The sequence below is a fragment of the Bradyrhizobium sp. Ghvi genome (assembly GCF_900115265.1).
Lineage (GTDB): Bacteria > Pseudomonadota > Alphaproteobacteria > Rhizobiales > Xanthobacteraceae > Bradyrhizobium.
Window position 1 is genome coordinate 13103 of record NZ_FOVU01000020.1, and the last position, 26235, is coordinate 39337.

Consider the following 26235-nt stretch of genomic DNA (forward strand, 5'->3'; position numbering starts at 1 on the left):
TTCGAAGGCGCACCGTCACGTGGGAGGCATTTTGTGGCAATCAGCGCTGTTTCGTGCTCGGCTCCGCAGTCAGCGGCGCGCCTCCCAGAGAAACCGGACCTTGCGGTTTGGGCGGGCGTACGTCTCTCTTGGCCGGCTTGGTGGTGCGCATGGGTGGTGGAGAAGCAGCAGGAGAAGCAGGCGGCGCATTCTGCAGCTCCTCGATTCTTCGGGTCAGGTCTGCGAACTGATCCGAGATCCGCCTTAGATCGGCTTGTTGTGCATCGACGTTGCGATTGAGCTCGGCGAGTTCATCGGCTGTCTTCTGCTGCCCCGATTGGATCCCTAAAAGGACGGCCCTTTCCTCAGGCGACAGGCCGAGTGGGGGAGACTCGACTTCATGCGCCGGCGGCGCCTGCACAAACGTTTCGATATTGGTCCAAAAATAGGCTCCTCCGGCGCAAAAAGCGAGCAATGCGGCTAGAAGAGCAAAGATCCAGCGAAAGCCTTTCGACGGTCTCTGCAAGACCGGCGGCAACTCCGATGCTTGGGATTGACCCGTCATAGCCCCGCTCTCATCATCTCGATCTGCTTTGGTTGTTCTCGTTGCCGCGACAGCAGAAGATGGTCAAGGGCAGCCGCGCGCCGCAACACCACCTGCATCGTTTTCAGCAATGTTGTCCCCACTTGATCGGATCGGGGTGTTTACGAGCTACGCATTGCGCTGCAGGTGGTGAGGTAAACAAGTTCGTAGCGGAGTTTACCCGTGAAGCACATTCATACCTGCAAGGGCCGCCCTCCCCCGACAGCTGTGCGCGTCGGGGAATGCTAGGTGAGCCTTCCGGCGCTCCTGTGCCTGATTGTTCGATAATCGATAGTTATCGCGCCTGCGTTGAGCTGGCGCAAGAATACTGCGCAATCCACACAAAAAGCGCGTGATGCGAGCGCAATCATAAGACTAACTGTATCTTCGATGGAGGGGGACTCACGTTCTTAGTCGGCAAGGGCACGGAGCCCAAGCAGGACATCAGGTCGGCCGTTGAGAAAGGCCGGCACTACGTGTGAAAATGGAGCACCTGGAGGAAGCGGATTCCTACGAAAGCCTAAGCAGATCATCTGCAACCGCCCGGCCTCCCTACCTCTCGCAGAGATCCTGGCGCGCCAACCGTTGACCGTGGGATCTAAATGAAAGCAAATGCAAGCAGGCTAGAGCAAAGCAGCGCAAGGCCAGCGGCTGTCAGCGCCAACAGGCTGCCGGACACAATGTCATAATTGCGCATGGATCGTCCTTCACGGCGCCCGGAAGCGGAGCGAGGGGGCGGCTGCCTTCGCGGTGAATAGCCAATCACTAAATTACTACTCGAAATGGCCGCCCTATTCCTGCGGTCCTGGAGAAAAAATGCATTTTTTGAGCGCGATCGACCCGCCGTTTGACGGCTACCGGCGAGAACGAACGAATATCAACGTTTGTGAGCTTTTTGCAGGCCAATACGTTGTGTGGAGCCAGATGCCCCGTCAGAGCTGCCCCTCCCCCAAAGGCGCGGAATGTGAGCCGTTTCATAAAGGCGATATATCGTTTCGAGTAATCCTTGTTGCATGCGCCTTCTCCTGATCCTCCTCGCGGCTCTAACGATCATGTTGGCGGCACGTGACCAGCACCAGAATGTCTTCGTGCCTCGCCCGACGGCGTCCATGCCCGCGGTCGAGGTGCCATAACCCAAGCACCTGACCCTTTCCGCCAATGACTTGAAGCATTTCATCAATATCGGAAAGCAACTAGTGACACGGCTCAGACTCATACTCGCGATCTGCACCGCCGCCGTTGTAGGCAGCACATCTTCCGCCCTTGCCTGGGGACAGCTAGGTCATTCTGTCGTCGCGGAACTGTCGCAGCGGCACTTAAGTCCGGCCGCACAGGAAAAGCTCAAGGAACTAATCGGTGACACTTCGCTGGCCGCAATCTCAAACTGGGCGGACGACTATAAATTCACGCCCGAAGGAAAGGACACCTATCGCTGGCATTTCGTCGACATCGACATCGAACGGCCGGCATATGACGTCACTCTTGATTGCAAGAATGAAAACAATCAGGGAACCTGCATCGTTCAAGGTCTTCCGGCGGCGATTGCGATCCTCAAAGACAATTCGCGCTCGAAAGACGACAGGTTGCGCGCGCTGAAGCTCGTTGTTCATCTGGCTGGGGATCTGGAGCAGCCGTTGCACGCAAGCGAACGCAACGGCGATCAAGGCGGCAACAAACTTCATGTCATTTTGCACGCGAAGCGGTCCGACGGCACGCCATATACGCGCGCGTCGACCTTCCACAGCATGTGGGATGACTCTCTGGTCGATCTCCAGGCATATTCATGGGGGAGTTATGCTGATGCGCTGGATGCCGATCCGCTGCCGACAGTGGAAGCCCCGCCCTATGATGAAGCACGAGTTGTCGCTTGGGCCACCGATACGCACGCCTTTGGTATAAGGGCCTATCAGCTCCTGCCCGCAGGAACGCTGGAACACAACGATTCGGGCCACCCTGTAGAGATCAGCAACGATTATGCTGTGGCCATCAAAGCGGAGCTGGATCGCCAGCTGCTAAAAGGAGCCGCGCGTCTTCGGGCTATTCTGGAAGATGCATTCGGCAGTTCATAGATCAACTGCCAAACTTTGGTCGGCCGTAGCAAAACCCTCCCACAGTTCTCAAAACCACGCTTTCACAAGTTCAGTGTTCGGCGCTGTACACCGGCATCCCGCACAATAAACCTGGGAAGGTTCTGCGCGACCACGTCGTGCGGCTTGAGGGCAATTCCTTTTCGTATATTGCTGCACGGCGCAGCTTATCTGGCTCTCTCGTGAACTTAATGGAGCCAACGTGATCGGGACCTCTTCTGGCGGGAACTCAAGGCGCCGCGCGCACCGAGTACCAGTCAGCATCGACCTACGCCAGCCTCGTCGTGGCCGGCGGCGGCTAAGCCACCGTCTGGTCGCACGGCCGTCATGGATGCTGCGCCTCGCGTCCTGCATGGCTCCGCGGCTCGGCTACAGCCTCGCGCATCACGGGCTCGTCGGCTCCTCCTCTGAGCAAAATGCACCTGCCTTACCCTCCTGAAGCACGTCGAACACGCCTTCATTGATACGAATGGAAATGGCTTTGTTCGTTGCTAGGATTACCTAGCATCGCAGCGGAGCAATCGCGGTTGCTGCCACAGAGCAGGTAACAGCAGACCTCCTCAGCGTTCCAAGGTCCTCACTTAACGAGTGACGCACGTTTGCTCTGCATGACGTCCAAGATCCGCGGCTCAGAGAGCCGCAATAGCCTCGCGGACGGCGGCCAGAGGAATGCGGTTCAGAACTGTCGAAGCGCTCAAGCTAAATGATCTCGAAGTATCTCCGACGTTCAAAGTCGGTTACCCGATGTTGAACGGCTTCCCACTCCCAACGTCGCGAGCAAGAAAACGCTTCAACAAACCTTCCTCCAAAGACATCAGTGGCGGCTGCAGACTGTGCAAACCGAGAAGTTGCCTCTGATAGGCTTTGAGGCAGTCGCGCGGACTGGCGACACATCTCCACGCTTGCATCACCGGCGATCGAACACGGTAGCGCCGGCCCTGCCTCGACCCCCAATATTCCGGAACCAATCGCACCGGCCAGCGCGAGATATGGGTTCACGTCTGCGCCAGGCAGCCTATACTCCAAGCGATGGGCAGATGGCTCTCCCGGAATGGCGCGAACCGCGCAGGAGCGGTTGTCAACTCCCCAGCTTGGACAGATCGGTGCCCAGCAGCCAGGTACCAATCTCTTGTAGCTGTTGAAGTTAGGCGCAGCGAGCACACAGAACTCATCCATGTATTCTAGTTGTCCGGCGATGAATTGACCCATAAGCTTCGAGATGTTGCCGAACGCATCACTGTCGTAAAACGCATTCTGACTATCCGAGGACATGGAGATGTGAATATGGCCGGACTGGCCGGGCCATGTCTCGGAAACCTTGGCCATGAATGTAGCCATCATGCCTCGCGTTTGCGCCCAGGCTTTTATCATCGACTTGAATATCGTTGCTCGATCGGCTGCTTCCAGCGCATCACAATGACGAAGCGACGCTTCGACCACGCCAGGTCCTGTTTCAAAGTGCAGTCCGCTGAGAGGTATTCTAGCCTTCTCACAAAGCGCCAAGATCTCATCGAACAGTTCATGTTGCGCGACAGAGCGGGCAATCGAGTAGCCGAACGGGCCGCGCGTTAAAGGAACCCATTCCCCGAACGGCTTTTCTTCAATCGTGTCTGCGTTCTCCTTGAACAGCATAAATTCAAACTCGAACCCGGCAATGCAGCCGTATCCGTGGTCAGCAACCCTTCTCAGCACCTTACGCAGAATACCGCGGGGGCAGATGTTCTCATGTGCGCCCGTGAACTCCGCGAGGTAAAGATATCGATCGTCGAGAAGAGACACCGAACGGCCGGTGCCTGACAGAATACGCAGGTCAGCATCTCCGAACGCTGATACCGGCTTTTGCGTGAAACTGGGCGGAATGACTTGGTCCGAACAATCCCACGCCAGCACCGCTTCAGAGAACTTGATAACTTTATCTCCGTCCGAGAGATCTTCACCTAATACGTGTTTGCCCCGCAGAACGCCATCGAAATCGCTTACGCCGACTATCGCCGCGCGGGCTGGATTCGCTCCGGTCAACCTGGCATCACTTGGCATTAGCGCGATCCTGCGTCACTAAATCGAACACCTGGTCCATCCGCATTGCCCGCAACTTGCGATAGTCATCCTCAAGCTGAGTCAAATCGCTATTCGCGAGATAGACGATGCCTGGTGTCGACGCCAAGTCGATCGTGGGAACCAGCTCTTGCCCAATCGGAACGAAGGCAATGGCATCCGCGAAGCTCGGGAGCTTGCGGATTGTTTCGAGTCCTGGGTAACCGACAACGACACCGCCTATATCTGAGATCAGCGAGACGCAAAGTGCGTGAGCCTGCCGCTTATACGGCCCTCTGAGCCTCATATATTCACCAAAGCCCTTGGGATCTGCGTAGCGCCAGGCCGTCAGGCTCATATGGTTGTGCCCCAACGCCATCGTTCGTGCTTTTGCCGACATGGTTCCTTGAAGCCTCGCTCCGAAGTCCACCAGAACCGGTCCCCGATCATCGACGATGATCTCAGCATGAGCCGGTCCATCGACGATCTGGAGTGCTTGCAACGCACGCACCAAATAGTCGGACAGCTCCTGAACGATTGGTTCGCTGCCGTCCAACAATCTCTCAAGTGAACAGACCGATGATGCCCCCTCAATAGGAACCGTGTCATAGGTCCAGGCCTCCGTAACGAAGGCTTCCCCGTCAATCGAGACGGCATTTACGGTGTATTGCTGGCCGTTTATTTTTTCTTGCCCAAGGGCAAAACGGTTCAACGCTCCGACACGGTTCGTCTTCCCGACAATTGTGCTTAGAGCTCGCTGAATATCAGCTTCTGTCGAGCAAAAAAATACATCTTCGGTACCTGTACTGTTCAGAGGCTTGATCACGATCTGATCGAACTTCGCTTCACTCTTCCAGTTCGCGACCTCTACAGCACTGTTGGATACGACCTGCCTGATCGATCGCACACCTGCGCAGGTCAGCGCGCAGGACAATCGCGCTTTGTCACGCCGAGCAGCGGATAGCGCAGTCCCATTTGATGCCAAGCCAAGCCGCTCCGACAAAGAATCGGCGAGCTCAACTCCGGTCTCGCAGCCCGCGATTACGAACTCCAACTCCCTCCCGTGGAGAGCCTGAAGATGATATTCAACGGTTTCGTCAAAGCCCATGCGCTCGCTCGGGCGAATGACTTCATCATACAGGTCCGCATTGAAATGCGACTGGAATATGGGCGGAATCTGTGCAGCCGACATCACATGCACCGTTCCAATTCCATAGCGCTTGAATTCTTCCGGAAGGTATCGGCCGGTAGAGTATGCGTCTACGATTACACAATTCCGTTCTTTCATGCGGATCTCCGATACTGCAAGTAGATCTTGCCGACAGCGACAGCCGTAATGAGAACATTTCCAATGAACGTATGTGGCGAAGGCACGATGCGAGAATCGAAGTACTGGAACAGGAAGGTGATGATAGGGGCGGTGGACAGGACCATGTTGACGGTGAAGGGCTCCACGCGGCGAATGCCCTGCTGGATCAAGAGCAAAGGAATAATGATCGTCGACAGCCCAATTGCTGCGATCGCAAACCAATGCTGCGAGATCTCACGCACGATAGATGAATGGTCGACGAGGCCCAGCAGCAAGAGAAGCGTTCCGTAGAAGCGATGCGCCAGCACTTGGCGGCCAGAAAATCCACGGTCGAACAGCAGTTTGACGAGTATATTTGTAAGGGCCAGTGATAGGCCGGCCACGATCGCCAAGACGATGCCAAAGGACGATCCAGCCCCCCACTCCAGGCCCGCGTTGCCGCTGACCGAGATCCAAATCATGTAACTCCCGATCGTTGCGATTGTAACGCTCACGACAATATCGGATGCTGGAGGGGCACCCTGGCGCCTAATCAGTGCGTTTAACCACACTGTTGCGGTTGGCCCCAGCGCCACCATGAAGGCCACGACGATTGCAGGCTCAGCGTATTTCAGTCCGATAAATAGGCCGATCCAGCTGATCGCTGTGACGATGTTGAGCGCGACGAAGACCAGGAGCGACCATTTCGCCGCCGTCGCCTCGCCTCCCTCGTGGCGAGGCATGAGATTGAACATCAGACAAACGACAGCGAAGGACAGCAGGAGCGCGACGAACACATCCGCTTGCTGAAAATACGATGCCGCATAAACCTCGCCTGCCGCGCTTACGACGACATAAAGCGCCACAAAGAAAACTCCTAGAGCGAAGCGATTCGTCAAGCGCTCACCCTTCCTGTTCCCGCGAGGAGGCGTACTGCCTTCGCAGGGCGAGGCGCGAGCATCGGCTTCGAGGGACTCTCTTCCCGGCCTGTACGGACCACGTTTGGTTTGAAATGTCACAATCCGCCTCTAGTTCTTCTTAGTTCGGCAGTACTCAACACACGCCTCTCCAAATGCCTTGAACAGTTGCTTGCTGAGGAGATCGGTTGAGACGTGCCATTCGGGGTGCCATTGCACACCGATTTGCAACGTCGGGGCGTCAACGACCGAAGCCGCCTCGACCAAACCGTCGGGAGCCCACGCCTCCGGCCTCAGCCCCGGGGCAAGCGCATCGATGCCTTGATTGTGCAGCGAGTTGACTTGCGCTTCGATCGCCCGCACGATTGGAAAGAGCGCGCCATCGGAACATATCGTGACGCTGTGCGCGGCGTCGTACTGACGGTCTCTTGGACGATCTGGCTTCTCGGCATGCATCGCGCCACTTTCCGGGCTCCACTCCGCAAGCGATGAGCGGAGTGTGCCGCCGAAATAGACGTTGAGCTCCTGAAGCCCACGGCAGATGCCCAGAATAGGCATTCCGAGCCCGATGGCGCTCTGTATAGTTACTGCAGAGAGCCTGTCCCGCGGACGGTCAAGGATCCCGGCCTCAACGTCCTGCCGATCAGCCTCCGTCAATGACGCAGGCGCTCTAACGACGGCGGGGTCGATGTTCGATTCATCACCTGTCAACACCAGGCCGTCGAGCCGGCGCATGATTGCCGGGCCGACCTCCTCCCTCGCATCTTCCGCGTCAACCGTCGGCAATATGACGCAAGCCACTCCCGCATGACGATGGAGTGCCTGCACGTACTTGCGCCGCAACCAGTCGCGATGCACATCGTCGACCAAAAGACGGTTCGAAGTGATGCCGACCACGGCTCGGCCGCTCTCTGGCGCAAGCAACGTCACGCCACCTGCCCTCGCGTGCGAACGTCGGCAACGGACTGCTCATACAAGCGTCGATTTCGCTCTTTCAACTGAGTTATGACGCTAGGTTGACCTTGAGGTCCCTTGACAAAGAGCCCGCCCCACGTCGCGGCAACCTTGGCGTAGTTCGGATCCTGCATTCGGATTTTCTGAGCTTTGCGCAACAGCCAAAACGGGATACCCGGCGAAAGGTGGTGCTCAAGGTGATACTCATCCAGATTCTGTCCGAGGATGGCTCGCTCCAGGAAATTTCCTTTCCGATTCCTGGTGAGATAAACGTTCTGCGTCTCGGTTTCGCACATGGGTGAGTGCTCGGCGAGCTCAACAAACCAGCCGAGGACCTGAAACGTGGTGAGATAGGGCACGATCCAAAACAGGACGACGATGTGGAGCAGTCCAACAGCATATGACCCGCCCAAGATGCTGATCCAGAAGAGATAGAAGCCCAACTTGTCGACAAGTATGCCTGAGCGGCTCTGATCCTCGGTTTCTGTGATCGAAAACCGATTGGTCCAAAGATACTTCAGATACGCCACTGTCGCACCGCCGAAGATCGGCTTCCAGATCATGTTGAAAGCGTACCGTTCCGGAGGTTGCACGTCGTAAACGCCGCTGGCCAGGAAGAACTTCAGGTCGGGATCTTTGTCCGGATCCCCGAGATAGGGATGATGCAAATAGACGTGCGAGATCCGGTAGGCCCAGTGGCGCTGGAACAAGGGATAGGAAGCGAACAGAATGCCGAGGACGTAGTTCCAGGTCGTGTTCTTCGCGAGCGTGCGGTGAGCCGCATCATGAGCAATGGTTGTCAACCCGCGCTGATAGGCCCCAATTAGAACGACGGCCAGCGGGTATAGCCACCATGAGATCGATACAGTCGCGAGCGTGCACGCTGTGATGACAGCGTAATCTTTGGCGATGTAAGCGACTCCCGTTATGTTGTCCGGCCTCAGCTCGGAGAGCTGCCTGTTGATCTCTCGGCTGAATTGAACGGCCTCATAGCGTGATGACCTCAGTTTCCAAGCGTCTGCCTGATTCATGAGAACCTCTTCCTGATCGCCTTAAGTTGTCAGATTGCGGAAAGCGCCTTGTTCAGATCGCGCACGATGTCGTCGACATCTTCGATGCCGACGCAAAGCCGGATCGAGCCGCCAAATATGCCGGCGGCTTCGCGCTTTTCCCGCGGGACGGTGGTGTGGGTCGTCGAGACAGGATGGGTCACGAGCGTGCGGGCATCGCCTACATTTGAAACGTGATACATCAAGTCGACGTTCTGGATGAACTTGCGCCCGGCTTGTTCGTCCTCCACTTCGAACATGACCATCGCTCCGTGTCCGTACGCAGCATTGAGTGTCTGTTCGACCACTTCCCGATCCGCGCCTTCGAAGAGCCCTGGGTAGAAGACCCGGCGCACCTTAGGATGCTCCTTGAGGACGTCGGCCACGATCCTTGCATTCGCGCAGTGCTGCTTCATGCGAAGCGGCAGCGTTTCAAGCCCCTGAATAAGTTGAAAGCTCGCAAACGGGGCGATGGCCGCACCGGTATCGCGTAACCAAGTCATGCGAGCCTTGAGGAGAAACTCGCTCTTTCCAAGATCGTCGACATCGCGGACCGCGCTATGCCAGACAATTCCGCCATGCGCATCGTCGGGACGGTTGAACAAGGGAAAGCGAGAGACTCCCCGGTAGCTAAACTCGCCGTTGTCAACGATCAATCCGCCAAGCGTCGTGCCATGGCCACATATATATTTCGTTGCGGAGTACGTTGTAATCGCAGCGCCTAGATCAGACGGCCGGCATACCAGTGGCGTTGTCGTATTGTCCACGACCAAAGGCACGCCGTACTTTCGGCCGATCTCGGCCAGCTGTTTGACGGGGAGCGGAATCAGACAGGGATTCGAAATCACCTCTCCGAACAGGCATATCGTGCGATCATCAATGGCACGCTCGAACGTCTCGGGCCTTCGAGGATCTGCTGTCCTCACGCTGATCCCAAGACGCTTTAGTGTGTTGTGGAGCAGATTCCAGGTGTTGCCATACAGGTACGGAGAGGCGACGACATTGTCCCCCACCTCGCCACTTGACAGGTTGACGATAGCCAGGAACGTCGCCGCTTGACCGGACGCGACGGCGAGCGAGTCGCTTCCCATATCGACGGCGGCGTAGCGCCTTTCCAGCGCGCGGGTCGTCGGATTGATGATCCTCGTGTAGGTGAACCCATCGGCCTTGACGTTGTAGACGTCAGCAATGTGGTTTAGATCGCCATCAAGTTCATAAGCCGTGTTCTGGTAAATCGGCACTGCGACGGCTTTCGTCACTGCATCGCGTCGATAGCCCGCATGCAGAACCGCAGTTTCGGCGGAAAACGGCAACTGCTGGTCGCCAGCCGCTCGAGCCGGCATCTTTACGCGAGCCCCGCATGCCTCTTGGATCGACATTGGCGCCGCTGACCGAACCTGGCCGGTCCGGAAATATGTACGAAAGGCGCAGCCCAACTGCACGATCCAGCTGGATTGAATTTCTCCCATGCAACCGATGCGGAAACTCCGCGTCGGAAGATGCAGCTTCGCATAGACGTAGAGGTTGTGGGCCGCCAAGTGGCGGTACAGCCCTTCGAATCCTGCCTGGTCCACGATTCCAGACGGCGCACTGAACGCGACGCAGACCGGCGACTGCAACTCCGTGGACAGCAGCGGCGACACTACTCCTTCGAGTTCTTTGACGAGCTCGTCCCTGATCTTCTCATACCTGCTGCGCCTGGCATCGATGCCCTCCTCGTGCAGAATCTCCAAGGCCTTGGCCGTTGCCTGAACGATGTGGGTGGGAGGGGTCGATCGCCACTCACCGGTGCGCACGAGCGAGAGCCATTGATCTCTCACGTCGAGCACAAACGACCGCCGTTCTTGAACCGGATTCTCCAGAAGCTCGCGAGACGCGATGACAAACGCTACTCCCGGCGGCCCTTCTATGCACTTGTTGCTCGAGGTGACCAGGACGTCAGCTCTACTCTGGCGCAGGTCGATATTAAGGGCGCCAAAAGAACTCATCGCATCGACCACGGTCTTTACGCCACGTCGCCTCGCCTCCTCCACGATTGCGTCCAGCGGATTGACGATTCCGGTTGTCGTCTCGCAATGCACGAAACACAGGTGCGTAACGCCAGGATTTCGGCTCAGATACTCCCCGATTTCTTGAGCATTCAAAGGATCGGTCGCTCGCTTGACAAGCTTCAGTGCTTCGACGCCCCACAGCCGCAAGATTCGCAAAATGCGCTCGCCATAGATGCCGTTTATGCAAACGAGCGGCCTGTCGGCTTGGGACACAAATGAAGAGAGAGCGGCTTCCATTGCGAAGGAGCCGCCTCCCTGAATAGGAACTACCGAATAGTCCTCAGCATTTCCCAGCAAGCTGAGCATCAGCCGCCTCATGCTGGCGGTCACTTCCTTGAACTCGCAATCTCGCGATGCGAGATCAAGCTGCATCTGGCTCCTGACCGCCAGTGATAACGATAATGGACCAGGCGTCAGCAAAGAGCGCTGTCTTGTCAAACCATTCCTCCTCAAGTGTAGTCGTCAATGGATCGGGAGCACGCCCAGCCCACCAGGAAGCCCCTGTGTGAGGGTCGATTTCCTCGATTCAACAACTTCAGGCCGCGCGCCATGGATCGCAGGCGCATTTCCGGTCGGCGTCCGAAACGCCTGCTGTATGGCCAGCTTCATCTCTCATCGCAGATGCAGAACGATCTCTCACAGAACTCTTCATAGATGCCATTCACACCTCCTAGGAACTCGCGCCGGGAACGTGCGCTCCGGCGCAAGTGGCGCCACCTCACGATCTCATCCGGCTCCCCCTGGCGCGGCTTGAGGCCGGCCGCCTTCTTGCGTTGGAAGGCGGCAGCTTGATCGACCGACTTCCGCGGTGAACCTGCGCCTTTCAGGCAAACTTGACGTTAGGACGGGATGCAGCCGGAATTCGCGCCCAGATTCAGATCAGGGCATCGCACACTTGATGATCGTCGTTGCCAGCGGGAGTTTGATGCGTGAGCTTGAGACTAGATGCATTCGCACTCGGATCGCTCGTTGGAGGGTTTCGGCCGCAGATGACCGTCGTTGTCCATTTCCAGATCGTACAACTTGACGTTAGGGGCGTTTCAACCCTCTCGGGGATTTTCTTGCGTGAATTTTTCCTGACGTACTCCCATCTGGCGACGGCAAGCCGACGTAGGCAGCAGAGTGCGGAGATTCACAGCGAGCCAGAATACCTTGAAAGTTCGACATCAGGATCCTCGGCATTCGGCCTGCGATCGCGAGACCTTCGGGTCATGGCCCCGCGAGCTTCCCGGGGAGATCCTCCTGGATGCTGGAGGCCGGGAAGAGTACGCCTCGTCCGGAGCGATTCAGGAATGAGCTGCTTCTTGGCAGTATCCGTATCGAGTTGATCTGCAATTCGCGCGGTACTCACGTCTATCTCGCGCCAAACACTTGGCCCTCACGAAGCACCTGATATTTTCGTCAGATCGACGACCCGATGGACCAGATCGAGAGCTGTATCCCAGCGTAAACAAGGCGAGCAACCGTGACTGGGACATGACTCTCGGCATCATGTCTTGCGCTTGGATCGAGCCGCCTTGGCAGGCTACTGTCGAATCTGGCTTGCGGGCAATTGAGCGGCCTCAGGTCCCTGGCCGTTTAGCAACGGTCAGTTCGACACCTTTCCCTGAATCGCTATGAAGCAGGAGATGTCGTCCTGCTTTGCTAAGCTAACGTCGAGCCGACTCCTGATGAGTGGCACGTGCCTCGCTCTGAAAGCGATCGCTAGGCTGGCAGCATCTCTTCTGCAATCCGCTTCGCAGCGAGAACGTCTCTCGGATCAATCATCACGGTGGTGAGCGTGCCGCGGTTAAGGCTGATCCAAAGCATACGCTCAACGTGAGCCGGAGTTGCATCCGCCTCTCGGCACTTAATGAGTGCAAGTACCTCTGACTGAGGCGCTCTGGTTCGACGGACCGCACCTCCGAACCGTTCTGCTGGCGCGCTTCTCTGCAGCGCCTGCTCGTTAATGGCGAGCTCGCGTTCGACCCGGTCTACCGTTCGGTCGAACACGTTGACGGTTGACCAGAGCTCATCATCAAGAGATTGTCCTTATCGCTTGCCATGGATGAGCACGCTTCGGCAGCGCCCATCCCCGCCTTCATGGCGGTGGACGAGGGCATGCCGAACGGAGCAGAATCCGAAGCGCGGGGCAGGTCCGCAGCGCATCGTGGCCGGGGTTCGCGACTGCGTTGCTCGGGGCGTAGGCTGGCGATGTCCGCCGACGAGCGGCTGGCCAAAAGAAGGAAGCTTCCCCGAAAGCAGGCCTGGCCGCGACAGGAGCGAGTCGCGGCCGACCACAAGCTCGGATTGCTCAGTATATTGGGGCGCAAGCGCCCGCTTGCCGGATCCGGCGAGGCCTGGAAAACCGAGGTCAGGCCTTCATACTGCGCGAGAGATCGACGCCGGCCGGGACGCTGCCTGGCTCGGCTCTAACAGGAGGTCGGCGTTATGCTGGTCGCACGCGCAGCAAGGAGCGCTAAGCGAGAAACTCAACCTTTGGAAGCCGGGCTTCCGCTCTGGCCTTCGGCATCGCGTCGTAGATTCTGATCTGGAGCATGGAACTGCGCTTCTTGAGCTCCCGCTCCTGCCAGTGCTCCATCTCTTCTCGCGTACTCGGTTTTGAATTGGCCATCCACTTCGAGCACGTAACCGGAAGCGGGCAGTGGACGAGTGGGTGCGACCATTTTGTTCCTTTAGAGCCAAAAGTTCGTCGCAGGTCCGCCTGAGCCGAATCGCCTTGGCCGGGCCAGCAGATATTGTGCCAATCGATCGCGGGATGCGAGGGACTCTAACCGTGAAGGATTGAGCGCGCCATCAAGACATCCACTACCGCTTCCGCTGACTGCTCTAAGGTCTGCTCCATAGTCCTGAGATGAACCTCCGGTGTTGTTGGTGCTTCGTAGCACGACTCGACCCCGGTGAAGCTCTTTATCTTGCCAGATTTTACCTTTGAATACAGGCCTTTGGGGTCTCGCCGCGCACATTCCTCGATCGGCGTATCGACAAAGACTTCTATGAAATCGTCCTTGCCAACCAGGCTGCGCACCCTGTCCCGTTCGGCTCTAGAGGGCGAGATCAACGAGCAGATCACGATCAAGCCGCTGTCCGCCATCAACTTGGCAACTTCACCGACACGCCGGATGTTCTCCACGCGGTCCGCCTCCGAGAAGCCGAGGTCCGCGTTTAGTCCGTGCCGGAGGTTGTCGCCATCCAGCAGCATCGTATGCCGGGACATCGCAAACAGTTTTTGATCGACGAGGTTGGCAATCGTCGACTTTCCCGCGCCAGACAGGCCAGTGAACCAGATGACGCAAGGCTTCTGATCCTTGAGCGCTGCGCGCTCACTCCTGTTCACGGATAGCGCTTGCCTAGCAATATTGGTGGCCCGCCTTAGTGGAAAGGCAATCATGCCGGCCCCGACCGTACGATTCGTGTAACGATCGATGAAGATAAATGATCCGGTCTTTCGGTTGACGTCGTAAGGATCGAATACTGCGGGCATTGCGGTCGCAACATCACAGAAGGCGATCTCGTTGAGGGAAAGCATCCCGGCGGCCACATGCTCACAAGTGTTGACGTCGATCCGATGCCTAATTGAGGTAACGCTGCCGGCAATCGTCTGCGATCCAATCCGCAGGACGTAATTGCGTCCGGGAGCGCGCGGCTCCTCGTCCATCCAGATCACATAGGCGGAGAACTGGTCGGCGACCTTTGGTCGATCGTCCGGTCGCGACAAGATGTCGCCACGCCCGATATCGATTTCGTCTTCCAGCGTAATGGTAACCGCATCGCCGGCTTCGGCGCGGACGAGGTCGCCATCGTGGGTCACGATCCGCTTGACGCGCGTGGTCCGTCCCGATGCGGCGACAACGATCTCGTCTCCTGCCGAGATCCTCCCGGAAGCCACCGACCCGGCATAGCCCCGAAAGTCCGGGTTGGGCCGGCTCACCCATTGGACCGGAAAGCGGAAAACCTGGCTTCCGGTGCCGGACTGGATATCGATGCTCTCCAAGTGCTCGAGCAGACAGGGACCACGATACCAGTTGGTATGACCGGAGCGGTCCACGACATTGTCGCCGTAGCGCGCCGAGATCGGGATCGGAACGATCGAGGTGAAGCCGAGACCCGTGGCAAAGGCCAGATAATCACGGGCGATGCGTTCGAAGCACTCCTTGCTATATGCGACAAGATCGATCTTGTTCACTGCCAGAACGACATCACGAATACCGAGCAGCGAACAGATAAGGGAGTGGCGGCGGGTCTGAACCATCACGCCTCTGCGAGCATCGATTAGGATGATGGCGAGCTGAGCATGCGAGGCGCCCGTAGCCATATTGCGGGTATACTGCTCGTGACCGGGAGTGTCGGCCACCATGAAGGAGCGCCGCGGCGTCGTGAAGAAGCGGTAGGCAACGTCGATCGTGATGCCCTGCTCCCGTTCGGCCTCCAGCCCGTCCACGAGCAGCGCGAAATCGATCTCGTTCCCGGTGGTACCGTGCTTGATGCTATCGCGTTCCAGCACCGCGATCTGATCGTGGTAGATCATCTTGCTGTCGTGCAGCAATCGCCCAATCAGCGTCGATTTGCCGTCGTCCACCGAGCCACATGTGATGAATCGCAGCTGATCCTTTGTCCTGGGCGGGACCAGTTCCGTTGTCGGCTTTGTAAGCATCAAAAGTAGCCTTCCCGCTTCTTTTTCTCCATTGAAGCGGCTTCATCGCCATCAATTAGGCGTCCCTGGCGCTCCGACACAGTCGCAGTCTGCATTTCTGCGACGACGTCTTCTATGGTGGTCGCATCGGATTCAATAGCCCCGCTCAAAGGATAACATCCAAGCGTGCGAAAGCGGATCATCCGCATTTCCGGCGTCTCGCCGCAGTTGAGCGGCAATCGCTGGTCATCGATCATGATCGTCGCGCCATTTCGACGCACTATCGGTCTTTGTTTTGCGAAGTAGAGCGGGACGACCGGTATCTTCTCGAGCATGATGTATTCCCACACATCGAGCTCGGTCCAGTTTGACAGCGCAAACACGCGCATGGTTTCGCCCTGGCGGATCCGTGTGTTGAACAGGGTCCAGAGCTCCGGCCGCTGGTTACGGGGGTCCCACACGTGCCCAGCCGATCGGAAGGACAGTATTCGTTCTTTTGCGCGACTCTTTTCCTCGTCGCGCCTGGCTCCGCCAAAGGCGGCATCAAATCCGTGGATGTCGAGCGCCTGCTTCAGCGCGTCGGTCTTCATCACCTGGGTGTGGAGCGCGGAGCCGGAATCGATTGGGTTGATCCCGCGCGCGATGCCCTCCTCGTTGACATGGACGATCAAGTCGAGGCCTAGCCGCCTGGCTGTGGCGTCGCGGAAGCTGATCATCTCGCGGAACTTCCAGGTCGTATCCACGTGAAGCAGGGGGAAAGGCAATTTTGCCGGATAGAACGCCTTGATCGCAATGTGCAGCATCACGCTCGAGTCTTTTCCGATCGAGTAAAGCATGACCGGCCTTTTGAACTCGGCGACCACATCACGCATGATTTCAATCGTTTCAGCTTCGAGACGGCGCAAATGTTTCGGCAGCATGTATCTTCTTTTTGATGCAGTATCTCTGTTCTTCGCCGCTCTATGGCTAGGCCCAGAGTGGGAAATATCGGCGGAAGCGGCCGGCCAAGCACGGCTCGTCCAACGAGGCCAAGCCCCTGGACAGCAGACTTGCAGACGCGGCATCGCATTCCGCCGCTCCGTCACATCTGGTCGGGAGACCTGCTCGTGCGGGCGAAGGATCTTGGCTAAATCAGCCAGCGTGTCTTGATCGCAGGCATTCAGATTACCCTAGGGGATATTGAGGATCTGCTCGAGCCGCGCGACCTCGCTTCGTAACATTTCGATAGCCGCGTCCCGGTTACGAATGGCATCCAGCCCCGCAGCTCGATCAGCTTCTGACGACAGTAGCTCCTGTTGCAACTTCGCCACCGCCGAAGGGGCCAGGCGCAAATTCTCCTCAACTTTGGCGACCAATGGTCCGTTCGCCTGTCGCAAGTTGGAGACGTCGCACGCGGAGCGGATTTTCTGAAGCGGCTCTCCAGTGTGAGATGGACCAGATGTTGCTCCGGTCTTGTTACTCCGCAAATCCCACCAGGTTCGGAATATCTCACGATAAAGTTCGGTAACCTCCCGCCCCCCATCGAGGACGCCGGCTTGCCGTGCATGCAGCAGTTCCTGCTCATATCCAAGTTCTAGCAAGAGCTCGGTGCCCACCAGATCAGTCACGGTTTGCATCTCTTCAACGCTCAATTGAGATTGCCATGCGTTGACAGAGCTTTGGTCGACCGCGTTTCGTTCCAGGATTTTTCGATCTCCGAAGCTGCTGGATCGAAGGTAATCTGCTTGTCCCATCCCCGCCGATGCAACGGCCGCCGGATCACAGCCGAGCCCCGTCAACAGACGCCGAATTTCCTCGTCCGGATGCGCCACGAGCAGTTCGTATTGCACGAACTGTGTCTGCGGGCGAGCGCGGTGGGCCGCGAGCTTGGGAAGACCCAGAACCAAATCGGCAAGTGAAGATATGATGCCGTCGGGCAGACGGAGCATGAGATCAGTGAGACTGGATATGCTGACCGAATGCGAGCTTTCTGCCCGAAGTGGGATGCCCCACGTCGATTTCAGCGAAGCGGCAATGGCATAGGGATTACGCATCAGAAGGATGTGAGGCGATTCTGGATACACACATTCAAGAAACTCAAGCGCCGACCAATACCGTGGAGTCTTGTCAATGATGATGCGCTTGCCCGCTTCTGCCAGATACTGATCGTATGCTGCATCGGCAAAAGCGCGGCTGACGATCGTGCGATCTATCCGCGCCAGGAATTCGGAGGTCGCGGCCTCAATCAGGGAGCTGCCCGCCGGGTGGCGCTGATCCACCCTGCCAAATGCTTCAAGGCCCAGCATCAACCAGGGTTCAGGTGGAGCCAGAATGTCTGGATGGTGCTGGAGCAAGTGCGCCAAGAGTGTCGTCCCGGATCGTGGAAGACCCAGCAGAAAGCACACCGCAGGCGAAGGGCCAAAACGTCCGCTCATCCTAGAACCTCATGCTTGAAAAGCGAATCCTGTCGGCGCCCGCTCGATTGAGCAAAACCAGCAGCGGCAGCACATGAGGGCAGCCGCTTACGTGCAAAGCGCCAAAACGGCAATTTTGTCTACCACTCATTGATGTGAATGCCCTTCGATCCTGTCAATCGGGCGGCATCACAGAAGGATACCTGCAATCGCCTCCTCGATTGTTCGACAGTTGAGAGGAAGTCAAGCGCCATCTCAATCGCACGAAGATTGGTCGCGAATATGGGAAGGTTGGATAGAACTATACGGACGTTTGCCGAAGACCACCCGCAGCTCATGGCAGGCTGTTACGTGAAGTCACAAGCTGCCTGTAGCTGGCGCATTCAAGACGTGAAGGCGTCATCTACCTCGCTGATGTTCGGCATACACCAAGTTCGGCGAAAAAGCGGACAGCTCGCCGAGTGCGGCAAAGAAGCAGACCATATCGCGGTCATCTCATTTGACAGAAAGCAGCGTCGTGTCTGCGCGTATCCATCCAGTGGCGCCTACGTAAGTTTCGCGTGGATGCTGCCGTCGGTCGGTCAAGGCTGAGCCATAGCAATCGGCCAGCCTGTTTTTCGCTTCTGCGTTCGAACGGCACCAAGTATTTGAGTTAGTTGATCTTGCAGCGTTACCCCTAGCCTAGTCGGCGCCAGAGGAGGCTTGTAAAACATGCAACCTGACCTAAGATACCGCCGGATTTACCTGATCAGCAAGGCGCTTGGTCGCATTCTCTACCGACGGAGACGAGATTGTGCTGCCGTTCATGTGCGAGATCAGATCGATTGTCTCGAAGAGAAATTAAACGTGCTGGGCATGACTGGGCCACGGAGGACGATCCTGATGGCGGCGTCCCGCTCGGACAAGTCCATCTGGTGTCACTATTGATGCAGGTCGAACTTTCCGTCCTGACAATCCACTCAAACCTGGTAGAGCTGAACGGCCTTCGCCGGCATAAGTCCTCCGCACGCGACGCCCGGATCGGGCAGATGTCGCTGACGGCCAAGACGCGCAAACATCTCGCGACTTTGGCGCCACGAGCAGCAGTGCAGGATGAGCTCGCTTTTGATGAAAGCGGCGTTGACCGATCAAGCGAGTTCATTACCAAGCCTGCTACTGTGAGGCATCGACTGGAGAGGGCCCGCTCTGGCATTCAGAAGACCAAACGCACGACCGACGGAAATGGAGCTCGCTATTAACCATGTCCGGTCTCCCTTCCTTCGAGTATGTGTTGAAGCACCGCGGTCGAAGGTGGTTGTGGTCCGTGCACAACGCTGAGGGCGCGCAGGTGATGACGGGTTCAGGACGTAACCGCTCCGCCGCCATCTATCAAGCTAACAGAGCGCTTTTTCAGTTGCTGCTGAGCGCGCCATATCGCCTCGGTGCTCGAGCTAACCAACAGGTTCGGCGAGGCCCACTTACGCCCAAACTTTAACAATCAGCCGATGTGTTCGACCCATCACGGCCGAGGCTGCCCCGCCGAAGCTGAAGAAGCTGCTGCCCGAACTGACGCTCGATCCGGCGGCTAGGGGATTTTGGCCGAGACTGCTCAGCTTCGAACGCTAACGCGCCTAGGGCCGGGCATTGTGGCTCCGTCGCATGCGGCCCCCAACCAAGTGTTCGGGGTTTTATCTTTCGAGACTGGGCTATGGCTAAGCTACGTCTTCACACGCGACATACATCGCAAGCGGGCGTCGAGACGCCCTTCCAAGACACTTCATTAAGACGGGAGACGATGGAGCGCATTCCGCGACATTGAAAGCCATCCAGCACGTGCGTGAAAAACTCCTCAGCGCGGATTGGCAAAGCTAATATGCGACAAAATCTCTATGGCGACAGAGGTCGGCCCGCGAGCCGCCCTACTGCGCCATTAGCCAGCGTTGCTCAAAATTACCGCTGATGTCCGAGTCCGATTCCGAGATTTAAGGCCTTCTGGCGTAGCGCACCGACGCTGCGCTTGGTCATTTTCGCTATCTTTATGACCGGGGTCCGGGCCTTCGAATGAACTTTGAGCTCTTTGATATCTGCCTTCGTCCACTCGCGCCGCTTAACGCGTTTCTTGGTTGCTTGCTTCACGATAAATGCTCCTTCTGAGAGGAGCGGCTTGTAGCATAGTTTTTTCGGAGGGACGACCTTAAAAAAACGGCACGTATCGGAACTCGCGAAAGGGTATAAGCTCGTTTATACTTTGGGAAAGGCGTCTCGACAGTGGAGCTGTGGAATTGCAGTTCGTACAAATGGGGTCTTGAGAGGCTTCGTTATAATTGAATACACCCGCCACGCCTTTAGATTCGACTAAGGACGTAGAGCAACATATTCTGGAATCAGCAAAGTCAATCGCGATGAACCCGAACAGCTGCGAGCGCGGAGCGTGTTTGTATTGTGCTGAGAGCAATTACAATCGAGCCCCTGTGCGACATCGTGGCGGTCTCTTACGATGGTCGCACGTGAACATCGCTGGCGACGCATCAGCTTTGATCGCGCTCTTCTCCAATTCGCTTTCGGTGTAAAGTATCCAATCTGTAGAGAGACCGCGGCGCATTGGCGGTCCTAGAGCCGAGCGAGCCAGTTATTGGTGGAGATTCCCGAGCACCGACGTTCGATTCGCAATGCCCTGCAGATTGCGCTCGAGCTTCCCCATGCAGCCCGCGCAATTGATGGCCTCCACAATCTCAAGATCACTCATGCCCAATCTCGCGATGAGACGTTTGGTGAAAAAGGCACTCATTTTTCCTGAACGAGCGGACTTCATCTCATAACCGACCTGGGCGCCATCCTCGACTTTGTTGTAGCCGGCCTAATCGAGCATGCTGATGTACACGAAGACGTCAGCTCCTCCATCCTGAGATTGGATGAACCCATATCCTTTGGTTGCGCGCAAGTATTATCCTCAAACTGAACTTGCACGATCTAATCGGAGTTGGCCCACCCCAATGGCCCTTGCGCGGGCTCAATCGCTTGCCGGGGACCGCTTTCTGCGCGCAATCGTTCGCAGCTGCGAGGACCAGCGACTACTCATCGTCGGGCTCTTGCGCGATCTCCCGCTCAAAGAGGCCCTGCATAGCACCCCGATCTAGCTGTTCGAGCGTCTCAAGAGCCTTCCTGCCGAGGTCGGTGATAATCCAGCAGCCAGCCTCTCGCTCGATCAGCCTTTGGCCGAAAATATTGAGTTGGGGCGCGCGGCTCGCAATGCGCTTCATACGGGCCGGCCACTCTGGGCCGCTCCTGTAATAGATAGACAAATGCTGTTTAACGGCCTCGATGCTCGCCCGCCCGCGCGGCTGGCCGGCAAGTATCTTCAGTATGGACAGCTGGAAACTCACGCGCGCACGCCATCGACTCAAGGAAAAGCTCTATAATACTTATCCTGAGGTAAGCCGCAGCACCGTGCGCCGCCTTTCAAAAGAAACCTTGGTCCGCAAGCCTAATGAACTAGGAGACCCACCTGCCGTCGACGCTTAATAAGGTTCCCGACGGCATGGGAAGAATGGTCAGCGGAGATAGCCCTGTTGGCTACGCGCCTGACGAGGTCTCAAATGGCGCCTTCGAGCGGTCCAAGATCAAACTACGTCGGTGGTAACCGCGCTGTTGCACATCTTGGCGAATGACATCGCTCACTGAACGCACCGCCCGCTTCTTTCGTTTCCAATTACCGTCCATTCCGGCTGGGATCGCAAGGCCTTTCGGGACGACCAAAAGGTCGCGTCTTCCGTTCAAATAGATATCGAACATGTCGTCCCTCTTTGACACGAGCCTAGATCGCCGGTTCATACATTTGGTGACATCGGAGCAACAGTCGCGTTTAAAGATTCTGCCGAGTTTTCTGCGGATCCCCTGCACTTGAGCGTGCATGGCGCAATGCCCCTTCTCCTTCACGCGCCCCACGTCGCGAAGAACACAGAAGCTCCGCACGGCCTATTTTCGCTGATAGATCTTCTTGTCGGCGCCTCGTTCTCAGCAGAGCCATAAGCCTTGCAAGCAACGGCGGGGCGTGCGTGGTTGGCGCTTTGATGACGAGCCGGTGAACCGAATTGTCTTTTGTACAGGTGAACGAGACAGAGTCCAAATCTGCGATGCGACGAACTTTTAGGACTTGGACGGCTTCGATTGAGCATTGTCTCTCGTGGCAACCTTCTTTTGTTCTGAGTTTCGCCTTGATTGCATGCAAGTCATACTCGGGAGCTCTCGTTCCGATGTAGGTGAGGACCGTCACGGGCGCGACGCGACGCCGGACATGAACGCTTTCACGTCCCAACTTACTGCCCGCTATCGTGGAACACAGATATCGCGTTCATACCTGGAACGTTGAGATACGCCAGTCATAAAGCTGGTACGCTCCTCGGTCCAACTTGCGCTATGATCACCGAGACGAATTTGATCGGGTCAACTAGTTCGGCCGACCGTTGAACCAGCAAACACAGACATAAAAACTGCTTCACCCATGTCATGGTGCCGCCGGCAATGCAGGCGCGGTCCGAAGCTCTATCACATCGGCGAATACTGTCCAATCGCGGACATTTTTTTCCTTGCAGAAATCAATCTCCGCCTGCTGTGCAGCAGCACTCGGAGAGGCGGCATCGACCTTGAACGCTGCTTGACAGGCACGATGTTCCTCGCCGGTATCGTCACAAACGGTCTTAATGAACCGAACGTTAAATGAAGGCATAGCACCATCTTCTTGCGGGTTTGCTGATCGACCATTCTGCCATTCGCGCCACAAGAGTATTTGATCTGCCTCAAGCAGCATGCCCATGAGGTTGTCTGCTTCTCCAGCACGCGGCCCGAGCGCTCCTCTTGTCCCGCAGGCCACGCGACCTCTTTTTGACCAGCTTGGCGGATCCCACTCTGTTTTGAGCCGAAGGACAACGGCTTTTGGTCTGCACATGCCCTCGACCGACAACGTTGGGCCGCTGTGAGTGAGGATTGTCAAAAAAGACGATTGAGACTCACGACGGATATGCCGGCATTCAACCTATCGATCCTCCCGCGGTCAACATGGAGGCTGGCGACGCGGCAACGATACGCCGGACACCTGATGGTCTCATGAGGCATTGCTGCAAATGCCGGCTCATTGCGCCGCTCGGGCAGACTTTCTGACGCGCACCGCCGGCCGGAGCAAGCAATAGCAAGACCTAGGCGCACGCGATCGTGAACCAATGAGGCCAACGCCCGTTTCTCGCGCCTGACTGTCCACCCTGCCGCCGTGGCAGCGCCATGATCAGGCCTGCCGCTGCCAGCGTTCCGATAAGTTTAAGGTTCAGGACTTCCGCGGCAAGCCTGGACTAGGAGTAGCGCCAGCAAATCTACCAACATGCGCGGAAAGCGTGCAATGCACCATCTACTTGCCGGCTATCGGATCATTGAGGACAAATGCTGTCGTGGCTCATTCACGAGCGGTGCGCCTCGAACCAATCCGACTGCACGCTGTTATGTTGCGGACGAACTCGCGGTCCTGGCGGATCACGCAAGTTGGGACATCTCGCCTGGCAGTGCCGGACTCGTCCGACTCACAGCGGCCGCTCAAACTCGGCCGTCCGGACGCGCATAATCTCTTTTTGACCTGCATCAATACTGCGGCGACTGAGTACTGATAAAAGTGGGCTTCAGTCCAAGGTCTCACCAAGCGCCGAGGTTCTTGAGCTGCTCGAGATCGCTTCGACCGAACCCGGGATCTGTTTCGGAGGGGCATGTTTCGACTGACGGGCCAATGATGAGCCGGCGCGATAGGTTGAAAGGCGGCGCGGTTGATAGAACCCCTCGCTGCGGCCAACACGATCGAGACCACGCCGCGCCTGGCCAATATTCGGCGAGCCTGTTCGCGCGGCCCGTGTCTCGTCCGTAGTATTAAGGAGGTTGCCTGAATTTGTCAGCCGGCAGCGATGAAGCCCGTCCAAGATGTCATGGCGATCTAATCTGGGAGCGGCTCGAAAGAACGCCGCCGTTTGACCGAGATCTGGAGATTGCGGTGATCGAGGGAAACACCATTCACCGGGTGGTCTTTCCTTGCCGGCGGATCTTTGGCGGATGGATCAAGGCAAAGACGGGAGAACACGTAGCCGTGCAACCGACGCACTGGCGCACCTGGCCCAGATAGCGCGGCCCACCCTGGAGGCTGTTGACGCGGGCTCTGCCTCCGGTGACCTCCCTGGGAAACAATGTGGGCCGCCACGAAACATGTCCGGCCAGGTCTGTACGCCTCTGGCGCTGACGAGGCGGCCGCCGCGCTAGCTCTCGTTCTATGCCTGGCGCGAAATTCACGTTCAGGACCGCACGTCCACTCTACCTCCTCTTGTCGTTCTTGCACTTTCGCCGCGGCTACGTGCCGGGGAACTTCACTCCCTGCTTTGCCTCATTTCAGCCTGGCCTGTTGTTGTCAGAGGCCTCATCATTGATCCGCCTACATGATCGAAATCCAGGAATTTGCACGAGTTGGTTCTCTCCCTGGCTGTATTGGCAATCGGCTTCTGCGGCAAACAGAGCAGGCGCCCTATAGGTTAGCCCATCTGCGGTTGGCCCTGGAGTAGCGTGCCGGAAGCCATGATCGTGATTGGCAAGAAGGGCACCATTTGCTCGTCTGCGCCCCGCCTGTCCGTTTAGTTGGTTGGCCTCCGGACGATGTAGTCGGAATGAATGTAACGAGCATGATGCCACAGCTCTAGCTCTCCGAGCACGAGCGCTATATCTCACGTTATCTGCCCAACGGCGAGGAGCACATCATCGGCATCGGCCGTATCGTGGTCGGCGAACCGAGCGACGGCTCTCCCTCCGTCGCACAAGCCAAAGTGCGCACCGAACGGTTCTTCACCGGCTTCATCCCAAACCTGACCGAACGGCCGGCGCAGGAACGGCGGTTCCAAGAGTTTCAATCTGAACTCGTGCACGTGTCGCAGATGGCATCGTCTTTTGCAGACGAGGTCAACCGGCCGCTCCACGCAATTATACAGTACATGCGGGACATAAAGGCTCTGGCGCCCGACAGCCGCACGCCAACCGCATTGGTGTGCACTCGAACACACCGCCGAACAGGCTCTGCGCGCCAACGGTATCATCAGGCGCCTGCGGGAATTGGTTGCCACCGGCGAGCACACAGTAAAGATTCCGCTCACGCTCGTTGAAGAACCTGTGGCTGTCGCTCTTGCCCTAGTCGACCTGAAGCAGCAGCGCGTATAGGTGATGATCTGCCCGGACCGCGATCCAATCATCGTGGACAAGATTCAGATCCGGCGGATCGCCCTGTACGTGAGACGCAATGCCGCGCCGCGAAATTGCCAAGGTCGACACGTCTACCATTGCCGATAAATAGCCTCGCGTCAGCGCCGATATCGCTGACAGCCTGCCCCTTTTTCACGGCAGCATGACATGGGTGTGGGGCAATCAATCTGCCGGACGATGATCGAGTCACATGGTGGCCGCATCGTCGCGGAAGTCAATCTGGGCAGCGGCGCGACGTTTCCGTTCACCGCGCGATTTGGGGAGCGTAGTAAAGAGACATGATTGGGCGACGCATTCTTGTGATCGACGATGACGCCGCTATGCGAGACTCTCTCGCGTTTCTTCTTGATGTGAACGGTTTCTACGTTGCAACCTATGAGACGGCGACCGCGTTTCTCAACGACGTCGCGCGCGGTCCGGTTGACTGCATCGTGTCAGATATCTGTATGCCGGGTATGAGCGGTCTTGAACTGGTCAGAAAGGTGAAGTCCGATAACGTCGACTGCCCTTTGATCTTGATAACTGGTCATGGCGACGTATCGCTCGCAGTCGAAGCGATGAAAGCGGGTGCGGTCGACTTCATCGAGAAGCCGTTCGACGAGGAGGTGCTATTGCGCGCGATCAATAGTGCTTTGGATGCGCGGCCAGCAAAGCCAGCCGATGACGCAGCGAAACTGCAGGCGGAAGCCCGCCTCGCTAGCCTCTCGTCGCGCGAGCGTGACGTCCTGCAGGGACTATTAGCCGGCAAGATTAACAAGGTGATCGCCCATGATCTCGGTATCAGTCCCCGGACAGTTGAGGTTTACCGTGCAAACCTCATGGCCAAGACAAATGTCCGCAGCATGTCCGAGTTGATGCGCATCGCCATTACCGCTGGACTCTAGCAGCAGCGCAATTCGCGCGAATGGCTTATCCAAGCATTCAAGCTGCGAAGTCCAGATGACGAACGGAGGGCTTTCGTTCGCACCGCACCGAGCGGATCATGGGATAGCTGCCGATCCGATACGCGCTGCTGG

Annotated in this window: 18 protein-coding genes; 3 read left to right on the forward strand and 15 right to left on the reverse strand. The window is 57.3% G+C overall.

Features of this window, described 5'->3' with window-relative positions:
• Positions 1 to 40: 40 nt before the first annotated feature.
• Positions 41 to 544: a hypothetical protein gene (locus BM374_RS39050; protein ID WP_177248766.1), complete on the reverse strand. Its 504-nt coding sequence runs from the start codon at positions 542 to 544 to the stop codon at positions 41 to 43.
• Positions 545 to 1725: 1181 nt separating this feature from the next.
• On the opposite strand from BM374_RS39050, the gene BM374_RS35460 reads away from it, so the two are divergent.
• On the forward strand, positions 1726 to 2631 hold the full coding sequence (locus BM374_RS35460; protein ID WP_177248767.1) for a S1/P1 nuclease: 906 nt from the start codon (positions 1726 to 1728) through the stop codon (positions 2629 to 2631).
• Between the two features lie 717 nt (positions 2632 to 3348).
• On the opposite strand, the gene BM374_RS35465 is transcribed toward BM374_RS35460, so the two are convergent.
• From BM374_RS35465 to noeE, 9 genes are all read right to left on the reverse strand, one after another.
• Positions 3349 to 4686, reverse strand: coding sequence for a glutamine synthetase family protein (locus BM374_RS35465; RefSeq protein WP_092303332.1), 1338 nt, complete (start codon positions 4684 to 4686; stop codon positions 3349 to 3351).
• Positions 4676 to 5971 carry an ATP-grasp domain-containing protein gene (locus BM374_RS35470; RefSeq protein WP_092303334.1) on the reverse strand — a complete coding sequence of 432 codons (1296 nt, stop codon included), beginning with the start codon at positions 5969 to 5971 and terminating at the stop codon, positions 4676 to 4678. The genes BM374_RS35465 and BM374_RS35470 overlap by 11 nt, the downstream gene beginning before the upstream one ends.
• Entirely contained in the window at positions 5968 to 6870 is a 903-nt protein-coding gene (locus BM374_RS35475; RefSeq protein ID WP_092303336.1) for an EamA family transporter, read from the reverse strand. Before BM374_RS35475 ends, BM374_RS35470 begins: the two co-directional genes overlap by 4 nt.
• A 129-nt stretch (positions 6871 to 6999) precedes the next feature.
• On the reverse strand, positions 7000 to 7818 hold the full coding sequence (locus BM374_RS35480) for a gamma-glutamyl-gamma-aminobutyrate hydrolase family protein (protein WP_092303338.1): 819 nt from the start codon (positions 7816 to 7818) through the stop codon (positions 7000 to 7002).
• The gene (gene rtxC / locus BM374_RS35485) at positions 7815 to 8873 is read right to left on the reverse strand and encodes a dhydrorhizobitoxine desaturase (protein WP_092303340.1); all 1059 of its coding nucleotides are present in this window, start codon (positions 8871 to 8873) and stop codon (positions 7815 to 7817) included. The genes BM374_RS35480 and rtxC overlap by 4 nt, the downstream gene beginning before the upstream one ends.
• A 29-nt stretch (positions 8874 to 8902) precedes the next feature.
• Positions 8903 to 11314 (reverse strand): 2-aminoethylphosphonate--pyruvate transaminase, encoded by a 2412-nt coding sequence (locus BM374_RS39240; RefSeq protein WP_244552819.1) that lies wholly within the window; start codon positions 11312 to 11314, stop codon positions 8903 to 8905.
• 2398 nt (positions 11315 to 13712) lie between these two features.
• Entirely contained in the window at positions 13713 to 15596 is a 1884-nt protein-coding gene (cysN, locus tag BM374_RS35510; protein ID WP_092303346.1) for a sulfate adenylyltransferase subunit CysN, read from the reverse strand.
• Positions 15596 to 16639: a sulfate adenylyltransferase subunit CysD gene (gene cysD, locus BM374_RS35515; RefSeq protein ID WP_283807106.1), complete on the reverse strand. Its 1044-nt coding sequence runs from the start codon at positions 16637 to 16639 to the stop codon at positions 15596 to 15598. Before cysD ends, cysN begins: the two co-directional genes overlap by 1 nt.
• Positions 16640 to 16744: 105 nt before the next feature.
• Positions 16745 to 17917: a nodulation protein NoeE gene (gene noeE / locus BM374_RS35520; protein WP_283807107.1), complete on the reverse strand. Its 1173-nt coding sequence runs from the start codon at positions 17915 to 17917 to the stop codon at positions 16745 to 16747.
• Positions 17918 to 18894: 977 nt separating this feature from the next.
• Between noeE and BM374_RS35525 the strand changes: the two genes are divergently transcribed.
• A complete protein-coding gene (locus BM374_RS35525; RefSeq protein WP_092303352.1) occupies positions 18895 to 19206 on the forward strand; it encodes a hypothetical protein in 312 nt (103 codons plus the stop codon).
• A 691-nt stretch (positions 19207 to 19897) separates the two neighbouring features.
• Here BM374_RS35525 and BM374_RS35530 read toward each other — a convergent pair.
• From BM374_RS35530 to BM374_RS39070, 5 genes are all read right to left on the reverse strand, one after another.
• Positions 19898 to 20083 carry a hypothetical protein gene (locus BM374_RS35530; protein ID WP_092303354.1) on the reverse strand — a complete coding sequence of 62 codons (186 nt, stop codon included), beginning with the start codon at positions 20081 to 20083 and terminating at the stop codon, positions 19898 to 19900.
• A 721-nt stretch (positions 20084 to 20804) separates the two neighbouring features.
• On the reverse strand, positions 20805 to 20888 hold the full coding sequence (locus tag BM374_RS40385; RefSeq protein WP_092303356.1) for a cold shock domain-containing protein: 84 nt from the start codon (positions 20886 to 20888) through the stop codon (positions 20805 to 20807).
• A gap of 130 nt (positions 20889 to 21018) precedes the next feature.
• On the reverse strand, positions 21019 to 21330 hold the full coding sequence (locus BM374_RS35540; RefSeq protein ID WP_177248768.1) for a hypothetical protein: 312 nt from the start codon (positions 21328 to 21330) through the stop codon (positions 21019 to 21021).
• A 1121-nt stretch (positions 21331 to 22451) separates the two neighbouring features.
• A complete protein-coding gene (locus tag BM374_RS35550) occupies positions 22452 to 22760 on the reverse strand; it encodes a hypothetical protein (protein ID WP_244552820.1) in 309 nt (102 codons plus the stop codon).
• A gap of 1930 nt (positions 22761 to 24690) precedes the next feature.
• Positions 24691 to 24873 (reverse strand): hypothetical protein, encoded by a 183-nt coding sequence (locus BM374_RS39070; protein ID WP_177248769.1) that lies wholly within the window; start codon positions 24871 to 24873, stop codon positions 24691 to 24693.
• A 624-nt stretch (positions 24874 to 25497) separates the two neighbouring features.
• Between BM374_RS39070 and fixJ the strand changes: the two genes are divergently transcribed.
• Entirely contained in the window at positions 25498 to 26103 is a 606-nt protein-coding gene (fixJ, locus tag BM374_RS35560) for a response regulator FixJ (protein ID WP_092303360.1), read from the forward strand.
• The last annotated feature ends 132 nt before the right edge of the window (positions 26104 to 26235 follow it).